This window comes from Fredinandcohnia quinoae, from assembly GCF_022427965.1.
Taxonomy (GTDB): Bacteria; Bacillota; Bacilli; order Bacillales; family Bacillaceae_L; genus Ferdinandcohnia; species Ferdinandcohnia quinoae.
Genome location: NZ_JAKTTI010000021.1, coordinates 26,822 through 41,604, shown reverse-complemented (window position 1 = coordinate 41,604; position 14,783 = coordinate 26,822). Strand labels below are relative to the sequence as shown.

Below are 14,783 nucleotides of genomic sequence, written 5' to 3'. Positions count from 1 at the left end.
GTGAAGGGGGACATAGTGATGAGTGATCAAAATAAGACAGGTCGAAATCAAAAAGATACAACTGATGATATGATTAACTTAGTAGACAATTTAAATAGGGACAATGACCTTAAATATAATCGCCGTTCATTTTTAAAATCAGCTGTAGGTGCTTCAGTTGCATTGGGCGTGGCAACCTTACCTATTTCCATTAAAGCAATGATGAATGATGGTGAGGAAGATGATTTAAGATATGAGATTGCTAAGTTATCAGATATCAAGAAGGGTGAGTCTCTTAATTTCAATTATCCAACTGAAGAGGAGCCTGCTATTTTAGTTCATACGAAAGATGGCGAACTGAAAGCCTATAATAATAAATGTACACATTTACAATGCCCGGTTTTTTATGAAAAGGAAGAGGACGTATTACTATGTCCTTGTCATAAAGGGTTTTTCGATGTGAATAGTGGACATCCGATTGCCGGGCCTCCACAACGAGAACTGCCATTAATTGAACTTGAAGTTAAGGGTGGCATTGTTTATGCAATTGGAAGGAAGATTCGCCATGGGTAAGAAAATATGCTGGGCAATTATTTTTGTTACGATTGCATTGAATGTCGTTATGCTGCATCATACTGTTGAAGCATATTTCGGAAAAGAGTATGACCATGTTTATCAAAATACAGCCATAGCAGTTGCGTCATCATTGATAGCATTTGTTACTTACCTCTATTGGCGAAAACTAGAGTATAAAAAGTAAAAAAGCTACCTATCAGGTAGCTTTTTTATTACCATTGATTTCCAGCCTTCACTACTAGTGGATTGCCGGAGTATGTTCTTTCACCTAGCATTGTTACAATTGTACATTCTGTAATTATGGAAGTTTGATCAATGGATAAGTCAAATTTATAATCAACGAGCATTCCCGAACCTAATTCATCACCATTTTCATTAAGTATATCGACCATTTTACCTTCAAGAGTTTTGTATTTAGCTTCATTAAGTAGCATAGTCCATTGTGCCCAGTTTTTAATGATGAAGGCTGGCTCCCCATTTTCTAAATAACCTAATTGGCTTTCAGTGTCATCGATAACTCCTTCAAATTCTTCAGCAAGTAAACAAATTAAATGATGAATTTGTTCATACTCACTTAATTTTAAAGATTCTAAAAAAGTAAAAACGATTATATTTTTATCTATATGAGTAGTGACAGTGGAAATTTGCTTATTTTCCTTTGTATGTACTGAATAAGTGTTAGTTCCAATTTGAGTAATTCCGTGATCACTTAAAAATGAATGAAAATCAATATTTTTATGACATTCGACTCTTGTTGACAACATTTGCAACGCCCCCTATTATTCTATTTTATCGTTCTAAAATGGATGATTCAAGCAAGAGTAGGAAATAAATAAATTTAATAAAATTTTCACTTGATTTTCATCGAGGTTAATGGCTATTCTTATAGAGAATATAATTGAGAAAGAGGGATCATAATGGCAGAGAAATCCTTTAAAATTACGAGTGAATCTGGCTTACACGCAAGACCTGCAACTGTACTAGTTAATAAAGCAGGTCAATATCAATCAGATATTAATCTTACATTTAATGGAAAGACTGTGAATTTAAAATCAATCATGGGTGTAATGTCTTTGGGAATTCCGAAGGGTTCTGAAATCGTTGTTTCAACTGAAGGTGCAGATGCAGATGATGCATTGAATGGTATTGAATCAGTATTAAAATCAGAAGGTTTAGGGGAATAAAATAATCCAATAAAAACAACCATCCGAATATGATGGTTGTTTTTATTGTTAAGCGGTATCTTCCTTTTCTAATTTATCAGTAGATAAGATTAATGCTCCTTGACGAATTAAAGATTGAAAGTGGGAAAGTGGAAATACCCCTCTTGTACGGGCATTCTCCATTTCAATTCTGACAGATGAACTGTTTATATCAATTACCCTTAATGTTTTTGCCTCGCACATATTAGGAATGAATTTATTAGTAATATCAAATTCCATATTAAGTGCCAATTCTACCGTTTCTTTCGATCTCAAACTTATTACCACCTTTTAAAATTCTTATTTTTAATGTTACCTAATTTGATTAAAACATACAATATTTACTAATTTTTTTGTTTTTATTAGATTTCAAATCACTATGTTGGCTTTTTGTTAATAAAATCGATAATATTTATTTATAGTACGTGATCAAAAAGGAGGATAAAAAGGACCGAGAAGTTCGATGTGTCATTTTTACCGGACTTTTTGAACATCCTATTATAATAAAAAATTATGAAGATGTTTGGGGGATTAACATTGAAACCTGTTGAATTAGATAAGGTACAGGAAAAAATAAATAGTTTTGTCAATAAAGACTTATATATCCATCTTGAAACGACAAATGGAGCATATGCCGTACATTCTGGTGCTGCTAAAATGTCTGCAGGTGCATATATACGAAATGGCTTGATTAAATTTACACAAGGCAAAATAACTGGGGATGGCAGTTATCGTGTAGGTCTAAAAATGGAACTAGGCTGGATATACGCTGAGGGGATTACAGACTGGGAATATGATGAGAAAGGACGCTTACTTCTAGCTGGTCATGATGAAGAAGGTAGGCTTGCCGTAGCATTACAACTTAGTCCTACACCATTTGAGTAATAGTTTTTTTGATTATAATTTTTGAAAAAGGGGTTATAAAATGGAACGTCATATATTAGTTGTGTTTCCACATCCTGACGATGAAGCGTTTGGAACTGCTGGATTGATTGGATTAAATACGAAAAAAGGGGTTCCTGTGACCTATGCATGTTTGACACTAGGCGAAATGGGAAGAAATTTTGGAAAACCTTTTTTTGCTAATCGAGAAACATTACCACAGATTAGAAAAAAGGAGCTAATTGATGCATGTCATGCAATGGGGATTCAAGACTTACGAATGTTGGGTTTACGTGATAAGACTTTAGAGTTTGAGGATCCAGAGGATCTTGCAGATAAAATTGAAGTGATTATTAAGGAAACAAATCCATCATTGGTAATCACATTTTATCCGGGGCATGGTGTACATCCTGATCATGATGCAACAGGTGAAGCAACGATTAGAGCCATTTCAAGACTACCGGAGAATCAGCGCCCTACTGTGTACTGTAAGGCAATTACTAACGACCGTGTCGAAAAATTAGGTGAGCATGATATAGAATTTGATGTAAGCGAAGTTCAGGATATAAAATTAGCCGCGATCAAAGCGCATCGTTCTCAAACAGAAGGAATGCTATCTCGAATTGATGGTAAAATAAAATCTCAAGATCAGGAAGTATTGAATTGGATTAATAAAGAAGTTTATTGGACATATAAATTTTGACCAGTAATTAATTTAGGACATTATATACATTGTACATTTTTGGGAGTTCATATATAATCAATTATTATCATAGAGTGGCTCATATAAATATCTCAGGCAAAATGTTTAGTTGGGGGGTATTTTTATGGAGATGAATGTATATATGGATATTTCAGTCATCCTTTTTTTAATTGTTGGATTATCGACTGCTCTTACGATCTTTAAAGATACAAGAAAAAGGATTTTAAAGATTTGCAGTGCTACTTGTTTAAGTGCTTTTTCCATTGTCATTTTCTGGAGAGCGGCAAGTATTTTATCATATTTCCATTAGTACCTGTACGTATTTATGAGCCAAAAGAGCGGAATGTTTTTTCGCTCTTTTTGTTTTGGCTCAAAATAGTATATGTGCCATAATCACAATAATGGGCAAAGTGATGAGTGTTCGTAAAATAAAAATGATTATGAGATCGAAAAATGAGACTGGAATTTTTGATCCTAGAAGAAGCCCACCGACTTCAGACATATAAATAAGTTGGGTTACAGAAGTACAAGCAATTACAAACCTAGTCAAGTCACTTTCAATCGAACTTCCAATAACTGCTGGTAAAAACATATCTGCAAATCCAACAACCATCGTTTGAGCAGCCTCGGTTGCTTCAGGTACTTGCATAATACTTAGTATTGGAACAAAAGGGTACCCTAGTATTTTAAAAACTGGGGTGTAATTTGCGATAATCAGTGCCATTGTTCCAATCGCCATAACGACGGGTACTACAGCAAGCCACATATCAAGAATATTTTGGACCCCACCAATAAGTACATTTGAGAAATGGTTATTTTTATCATCAGCTTTTTCAGTTGCCTTAAATAATCCCCATCTAAATGGAGAGATGCCAGAAGGGATTGATTCATTAATTAACGCTTTTTCTTGTTTCGCAATATATGTATCTGCTTTCATTGATAGTGGTGGTATTCTTGGCATAATAAATGCTGCAACAAGACCAGCCAAAACAACCGTAAAATAATAGGATTTAAAATAATCTTCTAAATGTAAATATGATAAAATCACGATAGTGAAGGTAATTGACACAACTGAAAAGGTTGTCCCAATAATAGCAGCCTCTTTCTTCGTATAAAAACCATCCTCATACTGCTTTGCGGTTAATAATACACCAATCGTACCATCCCCCAACCAAGAAGCTAAACAGTCTATAGAGGAACGTCCAGGCAGCTTGAACAAGGGTCTCATTATTTTTGTAAATAATGCCCCACATAATTCAAGTAATCCAAAGTCGAGTAGAAGTGGTAAAAATAAACCTGCAAACAGAAATACTGAAAATAAAACAGGTAGGAGATCATTTAATAACAGACCACCGGTGTCGCTGGACCAAATTGCCTTAGGGCCAATTTTGAATAAAGTTAGAATTGCAAATACCATCCCGATTAATCTAGTTATAAACCAAAATGGATTAATATTAAATAATGTATTTAAAAATTGGCTTTGATTAAGTATGGTAGCTTTCTTAAGTTTATATAGAATTGATCCTATTACTGTGATGATCATAAGCACCGTCATAATCTGTGGTAAAATATCACTTAATAAGTTTTGAACAAATGATGCTAAAAGTGCAACAGGGATTGTTGTACTTCCTTGATACGAGATCGGTATCATAAATAAAAAAATACCAATAATTGATGGAATTAAAAACTTTAGTAAAGCGGTCGTTTTATAGGAAATAGTTTGAGAATCCTTCATCTTGAATCCACCTCAGAAAAATATTAGATATGCTCATCTTCAATCATATTAATCATGTTCTTGTCATTTAGGTATTTTTGACCTGAAATAAAATAAAATCCGATTTCCTCTTCAAGTTCTTTTTCCGTTTTATTTTGATATTTATCTCTTAAGTTATTTATTCCATTTTTATTCATTTTCTCACCTCATAAATAGCGTGCCCAATAGATTGGCATTGTATAGTGAATTTTACAAATGAGAAGCCTAACATTCAAGATGAAATAAAGTGTTAAAAAACCTTTCATTTTAATTGTGGTAATATTATCATAAGACAGTATGAAAACATAATTCATATTTTTGTGGTAAAGAAAGGAGAATTTACATGATAAAGTTATTTTCAGACAGTGACCTTGATGGGATTGGCTGTGGTCTCGTTGCAAAAATAGCATTTGGTGATGATGTTGATGTTTCCTACTGCACATATCGAAATTTAAATGAGCGAGTAGAGAAATTTATTGAAGATCAAGATAATTTAAATGCACAAATTTACATAACAGATCTAGCGGTGAATGATAAAATTGAAAAAAAACTTGATAAACGTTCAAAGGCTGGTAACCATATCCAGGTTGTTGATCACCATATTACAGCGATGCATTTTAATAATTATAATTGGGGGTATGTACTTCCTGAATACAAAACAGGTAAGAAAACATGTGCAACATCACTCTTTTATGAATTTCTTCTTGAGAATGGAAAGTTGGAACAAAATACGGCTTTGGAAGAATTTATTGAATTAGTAAGATTATATGACACATGGGAATGGGAAGTTGAAGAAAAAGTTGAGGCAAAGCGTTTGAATGATTTATTTTATATTGTGGGGATTGAACAATTTGAATCCGAAATGCTTGAGCGTTTAAAAAGTTCTTCAACCTTCAAGTTAACTGATTCAGAGGAATTTCTATTAAACATGGAAGAGAAGAAAATTGAACGATACATCCAGTCGAAAAATAGACAAATTGTTCAAACTACAATCGGTGAATATTGTGTTGGTGTAATCCACGCGGAGCAGTATTTATCAGAGCTTGGTAATGCACTTGCAAAATTAAATCCACATCTTGACTTAATTTCTTTACTGAATGTTGGGACAAAGAAAATTGGTTTCCGTACGATCTATGATGAAGTTGATGTATCGGAATTTGCGAAAAGATACGGTGGTGGAGGTCATCCAAAAGCATCTGGATGTTCAATGGGTGATACAGCATTTGAGTTATTTGTTAAAAATCCATTTTCAATCTATTCGATTCGGCATGATGCGCCACAGAATATACTAAATATGAAAGAGACAGAAAACGGCACACTTTTGGTTAATCGAAAAGGAGAGAAATCTTTTGTTTTCCTTAATCAAGACGGAAAATGGAGAATCCATCATGAGAAAGGTTTATTAGAACAATCTTTTGATAAGTATGATGAGGCAGAGCGATTTATTAAAAGGCAATTTGCGAGTGGTCTAGCGTTTGATAATGAATTACTTACATTTTTAGGCGACGTTCTTAAGAAGGATGAAGAATACATCAATCGTAATATCCAAGATTGTCTACTGAGTACAAAGAATCATTTTAATCAATAAAACGTATGTTCTGGTACTTATTTGTGCTATAATACAAGCATGCAATAGATTGTCCATTAGGGTGGTCGGCTAGTCCCTGAAGATTGGGGGTGATGCCTTTGACGATATATGAAAGTCTAGTTATTATGCTTTCTTTTGCGTCCCTTGTTGTTGCCATATTGTCATTTGACAAGAACAACAAAAAATAGACCTCCCTTATCCTCTTAAGTAGGGCGAGGTCTATTTTTCCCATAGGCCGATCCCCATATTGGGAACCTTCTATTGCTAGGCCGTAGATGCTACCAACATCTGCGGTCTTTCTTTATTGCTTAATATAATTCATCATACCACAATTTAAACAAAAAAATCATAAAAATTCAATAAAATGTTTATACTTTGCTTCATTGTTCAAATTTCTGTAGAATCGTGAGGTAACGAATTAAAGAGAGGAAATGAAAAATAAATGTCATATCAAATAGAAGAGTTAAAATTACCTAGTAAAATTTATGAGGAAATTATAAAACGTAAAGAATCAGTCCCTTTAACCGCTGAGGATCAAGTGCTAATAGGAAAAGACGGCTATACTTTTGCCGATCTCGCAATTATTCAGGATGCAATTATATCTTTAAGTCTTGGAAAAAATGTTTTGTTAAAGGGTCCTACAGGTTCAGGAAAAACAAAATTAGCTGAAACGATATCAGCTTTATTTTCGCAGCCGATGTATAGCATTAACTGTTCTGTAGATTTGGATGCGGAGGCGCTGCTTGGTTACAAGACGATACAAGAGCAAAAAGGTAAAATGGCAATCGAATTCATTCAAGGCCCAGTTATTAATGCAATGAGAAAAGGTTATTTGCTTTATATCGATGAAATTAATATGGCGAAACCAGAAACATTGCCAATTTTAAACGGAGTGTTGGATTATCGAAAAATGATTACAAATCCTTTTACTGCAGAAGTTGTCAAGGCTAAAAGCGGTTTCGGAGTCATTGCAGCTATAAATGAAGGATATGTAGGAACTGTTCCATTAAACGAAGCATTAAAGAATCGCTTTGTTATTATTGATGTCCCATACATTCAAGGTGAAACGCTTAAAAAGGTATTACAAGAACAATCCTTACTTAAGGATGAGCAGCTGATTAACAAATTTGTTTCCTTGTCAGCTGATTTAATTACACAAGTTAGGAATGGATTAATTTCAGAGGAAGCAGCTTCGATACGAGCACTTATCGATACATGTGACTTGGCTTTGTATATGCCGCCACTACGTGCTATCTCAAGAGGGATAATTCAAAAGCTTGAAGATGATCGAGAAAAAGCTGCTATAAAAAATATTGCAGAAACTCTGTTTGAGTGAGGATTAACGATGAGATTTATTCAATTTAACGATAAAAAAATTGATTCATTCCTCTTTATGGAACTTGCAGATTTAGCGAAGACATTATCTAAATCAGCAGAAATTGAAGTAGAACTAGGATATCGATCATATTTTAATCCAATTGAAAATAAAATCATCATTAGCCATTTCTGGGACAATCGACCTGATAAGGATAAAAGGAACGGTCTAACGAGTGATATATTTCTAAGAGCAATTGGGAGTAAGCAATTCACGGACTTTCAAGAGGTCTCTGCTTTTATGAAGCTATGTGATAATACAAATTTACCAAGTTTCGCAAAACAATTATTTATGGTTTGTGAAGATTTACGACTTGAAGAATTATGTAAAAAGATTCGCCCTGGTACAAAAAAAGCATTTTATCATCGCAAAAGGATTTATAGGAATTATTTTAAAGATCAATTACATGTGAATATTGTTAAAAGTGTTCATACGGATGCTTTATTTAACGCACTCTTTTTGTTAGTTACTTCAGATTCACCGATTGAAGAAATTCCAAGCATTCATAGTGACATAGATCTGGTCCTACCATTTTTACGAAACGAAGTAACCAATTTTTTTGATACGAAGACAACTGGAGATGTCGTTAAAATTTGTTCGAGAATTGTAGATGTACTTGATGAAGTACTATCCAATGACATGTTAAATACGTATTTTCATCTTCCAGAGCTTGATTATGAAAGTCTTGAAGACGGTTTAACATTTGATGATTTAACGAGAAATGATCCATTAAAAAATAATGATAGGTTAAAGGATGCTAAAAAGGGTGATGAAGATGTACATGAAGAAAAGCTTCCAACATGGCATCAAGAAACAAGTAAAACAACAAAAAGTTTTTTAAAATTTGATCTTGAGCAAGGTTCAAAAACAAATTTGATTGGTGAAGGTGCGAGGGAAGGTGAGGATGCCGACCAAGCGTTAGGTATCGTCCAAGGATCTTCTCAGAAAAGTAGTAATAAAGACTATTCAAAAATGGAAGCAATGGAAATGAACGATACCCCTAATAAAGGCGAGTCTGCGTTCGAATATGGAAAAGAAAATAAATTTGCTTATCCGGTATTTATTAAGGCGAGAAAGCCTACAAATACTGAAATTATAGAGTATGACGAAAATAAAGCTGTTATCGCCCCTTATCAGAAAAAAATGAAGCAAATGATCATCAAAATTTTAGAGCATAAAAAGAACCTTCCTAGAAGTGATTTACATTTTGGTAGATTAAACAAAAAACTAGTACGGTTATTTACTGAAGATAATCCAAGAATGTTTTATAAAAAAGATCAAGAGTCTCCTCAAATTGATGCTGTATTTTCTTTGCTAGTTGATTGCTCGGCCTCAATGTATGATAAGATGAAGCAAACTAAGCTTGGAATTACATTATTCCATGAGGCATTAAAATCAGTTCGGGTACCCCATCAAGTGACAGGATTTTGGGAAGATACGAATGAAGCGACTAGTACAAAACAACCGAATTATTTACAAACGGTTATTGATTTTTCTTCATCACTAACACATAGACAAGGCCCAGAAATTATGCAACTTGAGCCTGAGGAAGATAATCGGGACGGTTTTGCGATAAGAATGTTGACGAAAAAAATTCTAGAACGTTCAGAAAAACAAAAATTCCTATTAGTATTTTCAGATGGAGAACCTGCAGCATTCGATTATGAGCAAAATGGGATTATTGATACATATGAAGCCGTTCTAGATGCTCGAAAATATGGAATTGAAGTCATTAATGTATTCTTATCAAACGGTGAAATTGAAGAGGGACAAAAAAAGACCATTCAAAACATATATGGAAAATATAGTATATTAGTTCCGGATATTGATGAATTACCAGATGTGCTGTTTCCACTACTGAAGAAGCTGCTGTATAAGAGTATATAAGAACAAAAGCGCAAGCGCCTTGTCCAGGCCCGACAAGCAAATAACCTGATGCAAAAAAGTCGCACTTTGACTTTTCTTGCATCAGGTTATTTGACCTCGAGGGCCTAGGCGCTGGAGCTGAACGTAGATAAACTTTATTAAAGGGTTATCCACAAGTTTAAATTTTATAATTCCCTGCTAAACAAACAAAAAGCCATTCCTTTCATGTGGGGAATGGTTTTTACTTATCATACTATCAATTAACAATGAATTTTTTTTGAATGTTCATCATATGATTAATTAAAACTATTAAGTGGAGGATTAATCTATGAATCAAACATTCTCGGAAATACCAGAAGAGCTAGTTTCAAAATATGTTTTATTAAATGAGAAGGCAAAAGAAATTGAAAAAGAATTAAAGGAAATGAAGAAAGTAATTAACGTTTATTTTGATGCTGCGGTTGGTAAAAATGAGAAGGCTGAATCTATTATAGGCAGCTATAAAATTCAAAGGCAGGTTCGATCAACTGAGAACTACGAAGATGAAAAAATGGTCAAGAGATTAGAAGATTTACAATTAAACGATTGTGTTCAAATGGTAAAAATGCCAGATCAGCAAAAAATTGAAGCAGCAATTACACTAGGATTACTCGGCCAAAATGATATCGAAGATTGTATCATCAAAAAAATGACACCAGTAATTGTCGTTAGAAAAATATAAGGAGTAGAAGAACAGGGGATAACCCTGTTTTTTCTACTCCTTATTACTTAGTCAACGACAATATATCCAATCATTGGACCATTACTTGCGATATCAGCGTGATTCAAACAAATGATTCTATATGTTCCTTCTTTGTTAAAACGAGTTTCTATTTTTATCTCTTCCCCTTTTTTGACAGTCCCTTTAATGTCTGTTCCCTCGATGTAAAAGGAATGTTCTTTACCGTTTACTCCATAAATATTAAAGGTTACATTTTTACCTTGAGGTACGACAATCGTCCCCGGATTCCAAAAATAAGCTTCAATTTCTTTCCCATCATCAGTTGTTGTTTTTAATTCTCCTGTTGTGACATGATATACAACCTCTTCTTCAGCAGCAGTAGTAGTGATTGTCGGTATGATTTGTGGCTGTAACAACAACCATCCACATAGTAGTACTGTACAAGAAACGATGATAAATAATACCCATTTCTTTTTAATCAATATAAATTTCATACATAACCCCCCAAATGCTCGTCTTTCTTTAATGTATGCTAGACACAGAAGGAAACTTGTCTCTTTTTTTAACAAATGAAAAAAAATTATTCTATGATAATCGATATTAATTTTGAAAATTCTACAAATTACTTATATTCTAAAAGGTAATTCAGAAATTAAAGTAGAATACTATAATGTGTCGTTACTTTTATAAAGCAAATTATTTCAATAGGATGAAATGAAAGGGTGGAATATATTGAATCCAGTCTTAGGAGAACTTATCTATTATTTAGAATCTAATTTATCAATTTTTCTAAAAGAATGGCAAAAAAATGTTATTGATTCAGAAGATGATCTATATAAAGATGAAGTAGCGTTAAATGGGTTAACTATGTTTGAGATGGTGAAGAGTTCAATAATTCATCCAATAGATAATAAAGCAATAAAAAAACTTGCAGATAAAGTTGCAGAAGAAAGAGCCCAAGCAAATATTAATATTGGTGAATTTGTATACAACGTTAATTTATGTAGAAGTGAAATTTTTAAGTACATATACAACTCGGGATTAAGTATCGAATGTTTAGAGCCAGTATTTAATGATGTAAATCGAATATTTGATAATTTTACATACTATGGGGTAACAAAATATACGGAACTTAAGGATCAACTTCTCCAGGAAAAGATTCATTATATAGATCAAAGTCACCAAGAGCGATTAACAATCTTAGGACAGATGGCCTCTACCTTTGTTCATGAATTTCGTAATCCATTAACTGCAATACTTGGCTTCGTCAAGTTAATTAGCAATGACTACCCAGATATAAAATACTTAGACATCATTAGTCATGAATTAAACCAGTTAAATTATAAAATTTCACAATTTTTGCATGTTTCAAAGAAGGATTTAATAGAGAAAAGCGAAAAAACAGTTTTATTGTATGAAATGTTTATTGATATTATTGATTTCCTATATGCTAGCTTACTTGATGGGGAAGTTGAGGTCATTAATGATATTGACATGAAACTGGAAATCCTTGTTAATAAAGAAGAAATAAGACAGGTTATTTTAAATATATTATTAAATTCAATTGATGCGCTTAAGCAATTAAAAGAAAACCGGAGAATTTGGATTCAATCAAATATGACTGATGGAAATATTGAGATTTCCATTTCAAACAATGGTCCGAAAATTCAACAAGAATTTATGGATACCATCTTTGAACCATTTTATACAACAAAGGAGTTTGGTACTGGAATAGGTCTATTTGTTTGCAAAAAAATAATTGAAAAGCACGGGGGAACCATTACATGCGTTTCAGACTCCAGTCAAACGATTTTTAAGATTGTATTGCCACTTCGAATTGCTGTTGAAGCGTAATTTTAATAGTGTTTAAGTGCGTAATGGTGGCAATTACTGTATAATAATACGAGTGAATTGGAGGTATAAAAATGAAATCACTTGTACTAGCAGAGAAGCCATCCGTAGGAAGAGATATCGCCCGGGTATTAGGCTGCCTTAAAAAAGGAAATGGATTTTTTGAAAATGATAAATATATTGTAACTTGGGCTCTAGGGCATCTTGTCACACTTGCCGATCCTGAAAAATACGGTGATCAATATAAATCATGGAAAATTGAGGATTTACCAATTATTCCATCACGGTTAGATTTAGTTGTTATAAAGCAAACTGGTAAACAATATAGTGTTGTCAAATCGCAATTACAACGTAAGGATGTTAAAGATATCGTGATTGCCACCGATGCTGGACGGGAAGGTGAATTGGTTGCTAGATGGATTATTGATAAAACAAGAATACAAAAGCCAATAAAACGTCTTTGGATTTCTTCGGTTACAGACAAAGCAATCAAGCAGGGCTTTGCAAATCTGAAGAGTGGGAAAGAATATGAGAATTTATATTTCTCAGCAGTTGCAAGAGCAGAAGCTGATTGGTTAGTTGGAATCAATGCCACTCGTGCTTTAACTACGAAGCATAATGCTCAATTATCATGTGGTCGTGTCCAAACACCAACATTAGCAATTATGGCAAAAAGGGAAGCTGAAATTAAAAGCTTCAAACCACAGCCATATTATGAAATTAACGCCGTAACAGAATATTTAACTTTCCACTGGATTGATGAGAAAACAAATAATGCTCGAATTTTTAATAAAGAGAAATGCAAGCAGATTATTAGTGCTATTTCGAATCAAAAAACAATCATTACCGATGTTAAAAAAACAGAGAAGAAGAGCTTCGCACCACAGCTATATGATCTAACAGAGTTGCAGAGAGATGCAAATAAAATTTTTGGATATTCAGCAAAGGAAACACTTAATATTCTCCAAAAATTATATGAACAGCATAAGTTGGTCACATATCCTCGAACTGATTCTAAATACTTGTCAACTGATATTGTTGATACGCTGAAGGACCGTATTGATGCTTGTAAAATACAACGATATGCAAAGCTTGCTTCAAAAATTACGAGTACTGGAATCAAAACAAATAAGTCTTTTGTTGATAATAGTAAGGTGACAGATCATCATGCGATTATTCCTACAGAGGAAAGGGCAAATATAAGTGCATTGTCTGATAAAGAAGTAAAAATATATGATTTAATTGTAAAAAGATTTTTATCAGTATTCTTTCCGGCATATACGTATGAGCAAAAGATTGTCCATGCACGAATTGGACAAGAGAAATTTACAGCCAAAGGAAAAACTGTCCTGTCTCTCGGGTGGAAAGAAGTGTATGACAGTAGCCATGATGAGGATGAAGATCTTGAATTAACTAGCAAGATCCCTGCATCCATACATTCTGGAGTAGAATTAAATGTGAAATATGTTAATGAGGTTAACAAATATACCGAACCACCAAAACCATTCAATGAAGGAAGCTTATTATCTGCAATGGAAAACCCATCGAAATACATGGCAGGGGAAAATAAGGACTTAATTGAAACGATTGGAAAAACAGGTGGACTCGGAACAGTCGCTACAAGAGCCGATATTATTGAAAAGCTATTCAACACCTTCTTAATTGAAAGAAAAGGTAAAGATATTCATATTACGAATAAAGGAAAGCAATTATTAGAGCTAGTTCCAGAAGACCTACAATCTCCTGTATTATCTGCAGAATGGGAACAAAAACTGGAGAGAATATCAAAAGGGCATCTTAAGAAAAATGATTTCATTACAGAAATTAAGGGATATACAAAAGCAGTTGTGAATGAAATAAAAAACAGTGACTCAAAATTTAAGCATGATAATATCACGGGAACGAAATGTCCAGACTGTGGGAAATTAATGCTTGAAGTAAATGGAAAAAAGGGTAAAATGCTCGTGTGCCAGGATAGAGAATGTGGTCATCGAAAAAATATATCAAAGGTAACGAATGCAAGATGTCCAAATTGTCATAAGAGGTTAGAGCTTCGTGGAGCTGGTGACGGTCAAATTTTTGTTTGTAAATGTGGTCATCGGGAGAAGTTATCGACATTTAATGAAAGAAGACAAAAGGATAAATCAGGTAAGGTTTCTAAGCGAGATGTTTCTAAATACTTGAAGAATCAGGATAAAGAAGAACCAATTAATACAGCACTGGCAGATGCTTTAGCAAAGCTTAAATTGGATCAATAATCAAAAGTAAAACCTTAGCCAATACACTT

Annotated in this window: 18 protein-coding genes; 13 read left to right on the top strand and 5 right to left on the bottom strand. The window is 33.5% G+C overall.

Annotation, left to right across the window (positions count from 1 at the left end; genetic code table 11):
- Positions 1-18 precede the first annotated feature (18 nt).
- Complete coding sequence (locus tag MJG50_RS13430; protein ID WP_240256252.1) at positions 19-552, top strand: QcrA and Rieske domain-containing protein; 534 nt, start codon at positions 19-21, stop codon at positions 550-552.
- Positions 545-739: a hypothetical protein gene (locus tag MJG50_RS13425; protein WP_240256251.1), complete on the top strand. Its 195-nt coding sequence runs from the start codon at positions 545-547 to the stop codon at positions 737-739. Before MJG50_RS13430 ends, MJG50_RS13425 begins: the two co-directional genes overlap by 8 nt.
- 28 nt (positions 740-767) lie before the next feature.
- Here the strand turns inward: MJG50_RS13425 and MJG50_RS13420 are convergent, their stop codons facing one another.
- Positions 768-1,319, bottom strand: a complete 552-nt coding sequence (locus MJG50_RS13420; RefSeq protein ID WP_240256250.1) for a hypothetical protein — start codon at positions 1,317-1,319, stop codon at positions 768-770.
- 153 nt (positions 1,320-1,472) lie between these two features.
- Between MJG50_RS13420 and MJG50_RS13415 the strand changes: the two genes are divergently transcribed.
- The gene (locus tag MJG50_RS13415) at positions 1,473-1,739 is read left to right on the top strand and encodes a phosphocarrier protein HPr (RefSeq protein ID WP_240256249.1); all 267 of its coding nucleotides are present in this window, start codon (positions 1,473-1,475) and stop codon (positions 1,737-1,739) included.
- 48 nt (positions 1,740-1,787) lie between these two features.
- On the opposite strand, the gene MJG50_RS13410 is transcribed toward MJG50_RS13415, so the two are convergent.
- Positions 1,788-2,033, bottom strand: coding sequence for a hypothetical protein (locus MJG50_RS13410; protein WP_240256248.1), 246 nt, complete (start codon positions 2,031-2,033; stop codon positions 1,788-1,790).
- Positions 2,034-2,294: 261 nt separating this feature from the next.
- Between MJG50_RS13410 and MJG50_RS13405 the strand changes: the two genes are divergently transcribed.
- The 3 genes from MJG50_RS13405 to MJG50_RS13395 all read left to right on the top strand — a co-directional run bounded on the left by MJG50_RS13405 (position 2,295) and on the right by MJG50_RS13395 (position 3,652).
- Positions 2,295-2,642 (top strand): YojF family protein, encoded by a 348-nt coding sequence (locus tag MJG50_RS13405; protein WP_240256247.1) that lies wholly within the window; start codon positions 2,295-2,297, stop codon positions 2,640-2,642.
- Positions 2,643-2,682: 40 nt separating this feature from the next.
- Positions 2,683-3,342 (top strand): bacillithiol biosynthesis deacetylase BshB2, encoded by a 660-nt coding sequence (gene bshB2, locus MJG50_RS13400; RefSeq protein ID WP_240256246.1) that lies wholly within the window; start codon positions 2,683-2,685, stop codon positions 3,340-3,342.
- Positions 3,343-3,466: 124 nt separating this feature from the next.
- Positions 3,467-3,652 (top strand): hypothetical protein, encoded by a 186-nt coding sequence (locus MJG50_RS13395; RefSeq protein ID WP_240256245.1) that lies wholly within the window; start codon positions 3,467-3,469, stop codon positions 3,650-3,652.
- Between the two features lie 60 nt (positions 3,653-3,712).
- Here MJG50_RS13395 and MJG50_RS13390 read toward each other — a convergent pair whose 3' ends face one another.
- Positions 3,713-5,077, bottom strand: a complete 1,365-nt coding sequence (locus tag MJG50_RS13390) for a YjiH family protein (RefSeq protein WP_240256244.1) — start codon at positions 5,075-5,077, stop codon at positions 3,713-3,715.
- Between the two features lie 23 nt (positions 5,078-5,100).
- Positions 5,101-5,253 (bottom strand): hypothetical protein, encoded by a 153-nt coding sequence (locus MJG50_RS13385; protein ID WP_240256243.1) that lies wholly within the window; start codon positions 5,251-5,253, stop codon positions 5,101-5,103.
- A gap of 185 nt (positions 5,254-5,438) precedes the next feature.
- Between MJG50_RS13385 and MJG50_RS13380 the strand changes: the two genes are divergently transcribed.
- From MJG50_RS13380 to MJG50_RS13360, 5 genes are all read left to right on the top strand, one after another.
- The gene (locus MJG50_RS13380) at positions 5,439-6,683 is read left to right on the top strand and encodes a DHH family phosphoesterase (protein ID WP_240256242.1); all 1,245 of its coding nucleotides are present in this window, start codon (positions 5,439-5,441) and stop codon (positions 6,681-6,683) included.
- Between the two features lie 92 nt (positions 6,684-6,775).
- Positions 6,776-6,871 carry a putative holin-like toxin gene (locus tag MJG50_RS22390; protein ID WP_431307286.1) on the top strand — a complete coding sequence of 32 codons (96 nt, stop codon included), beginning with the start codon at positions 6,776-6,778 and terminating at the stop codon, positions 6,869-6,871.
- 254 nt (positions 6,872-7,125) lie between these two features.
- Positions 7,126-8,019: an ATP-binding protein gene (locus tag MJG50_RS13370; protein WP_240256240.1), complete on the top strand. Its 894-nt coding sequence runs from the start codon at positions 7,126-7,128 to the stop codon at positions 8,017-8,019.
- A gap of 9 nt (positions 8,020-8,028) precedes the next feature.
- The gene (locus MJG50_RS13365; RefSeq protein ID WP_240256239.1) at positions 8,029-9,945 is read left to right on the top strand and encodes a vWA domain-containing protein; all 1,917 of its coding nucleotides are present in this window, start codon (positions 8,029-8,031) and stop codon (positions 9,943-9,945) included.
- A 307-nt stretch (positions 9,946-10,252) separates the two neighbouring features.
- The gene (locus MJG50_RS13360; RefSeq protein WP_240256238.1) at positions 10,253-10,645 is read left to right on the top strand and encodes a hypothetical protein; all 393 of its coding nucleotides are present in this window, start codon (positions 10,253-10,255) and stop codon (positions 10,643-10,645) included.
- A 47-nt stretch (positions 10,646-10,692) separates the two neighbouring features.
- Here MJG50_RS13360 and MJG50_RS13355 read toward each other — a convergent pair whose 3' ends face one another.
- A complete protein-coding gene (locus tag MJG50_RS13355; RefSeq protein ID WP_240256237.1) occupies positions 10,693-11,139 on the bottom strand; it encodes a cupredoxin domain-containing protein in 447 nt (148 codons plus the stop codon).
- A gap of 238 nt (positions 11,140-11,377) precedes the next feature.
- On the opposite strand from MJG50_RS13355, the gene MJG50_RS13350 reads away from it, so the two are divergent.
- Both MJG50_RS13350 and MJG50_RS13345 read left to right on the top strand, forming a co-directional pair.
- Complete coding sequence (locus MJG50_RS13350; protein WP_240256236.1) at positions 11,378-12,499, top strand: sensor histidine kinase; 1,122 nt, start codon at positions 11,378-11,380, stop codon at positions 12,497-12,499.
- 71 nt (positions 12,500-12,570) lie between these two features.
- Complete coding sequence (locus tag MJG50_RS13345) at positions 12,571-14,754, top strand: DNA topoisomerase III (RefSeq protein WP_240256235.1); 2,184 nt, start codon at positions 12,571-12,573, stop codon at positions 14,752-14,754.
- Positions 14,755-14,783 lie beyond the last annotated feature (29 nt).

Excerpts from the sequence above, each read along its gene's own strand:
- MJG50_RS13415 (WP_240256249.1), top strand. The coding sequence starts at position 1,473 with ATGGCAGAGAAATCCTTTAAAATTACGAGTGAATCTGGCTTACACGCA.
- MJG50_RS13380 (WP_240256242.1), top strand. The coding sequence starts at position 5,439 with ATGATAAAGTTATTTTCAGACAGTGACCTTGATGGGATTGGCTGTGGT.
- MJG50_RS13365 (WP_240256239.1), top strand. The coding sequence starts at position 8,029 with ATGAGATTTATTCAATTTAACGATAAAAAAATTGATTCATTCCTCTTT.
- MJG50_RS13395 (WP_240256245.1), top strand. The coding sequence starts at position 3,467 with ATGGAGATGAATGTATATATGGATATTTCAGTCATCCTTTTTTTAATT.
- MJG50_RS13345 (WP_240256235.1), top strand. The coding sequence starts at position 12,571 with ATGAAATCACTTGTACTAGCAGAGAAGCCATCCGTAGGAAGAGATATC.
- MJG50_RS13430 (WP_240256252.1), top strand. The coding sequence starts at position 19 with ATGAGTGATCAAAATAAGACAGGTCGAAATCAAAAAGATACAACTGAT.
- MJG50_RS13390 (WP_240256244.1), bottom strand. The coding sequence starts at position 5,077 with ATGAAGGATTCTCAAACTATTTCCTATAAAACGACCGCTTTACTAAAG.
- MJG50_RS13370 (WP_240256240.1), top strand. The coding sequence starts at position 7,126 with ATGTCATATCAAATAGAAGAGTTAAAATTACCTAGTAAAATTTATGAG.
- MJG50_RS13385 (WP_240256243.1), bottom strand. The coding sequence starts at position 5,253 with ATGAATAAAAATGGAATAAATAACTTAAGAGATAAATATCAAAATAAA.
- MJG50_RS13420 (WP_240256250.1), bottom strand. The coding sequence starts at position 1,319 with ATGTTGTCAACAAGAGTCGAATGTCATAAAAATATTGATTTTCATTCA.
- MJG50_RS13355 (WP_240256237.1), bottom strand. The coding sequence starts at position 11,139 with ATGAAATTTATATTGATTAAAAAGAAATGGGTATTATTTATCATCGTT.
- bshB2 (WP_240256246.1), top strand. The coding sequence starts at position 2,683 with ATGGAACGTCATATATTAGTTGTGTTTCCACATCCTGACGATGAAGCG.
- MJG50_RS13360 (WP_240256238.1), top strand. The coding sequence starts at position 10,253 with ATGAATCAAACATTCTCGGAAATACCAGAAGAGCTAGTTTCAAAATAT.
- MJG50_RS22390 (WP_431307286.1), top strand. The coding sequence starts at position 6,776 with ATGCCTTTGACGATATATGAAAGTCTAGTTATTATGCTTTCTTTTGCG.
- MJG50_RS13425 (WP_240256251.1), top strand. The coding sequence starts at position 545 with ATGGGTAAGAAAATATGCTGGGCAATTATTTTTGTTACGATTGCATTG.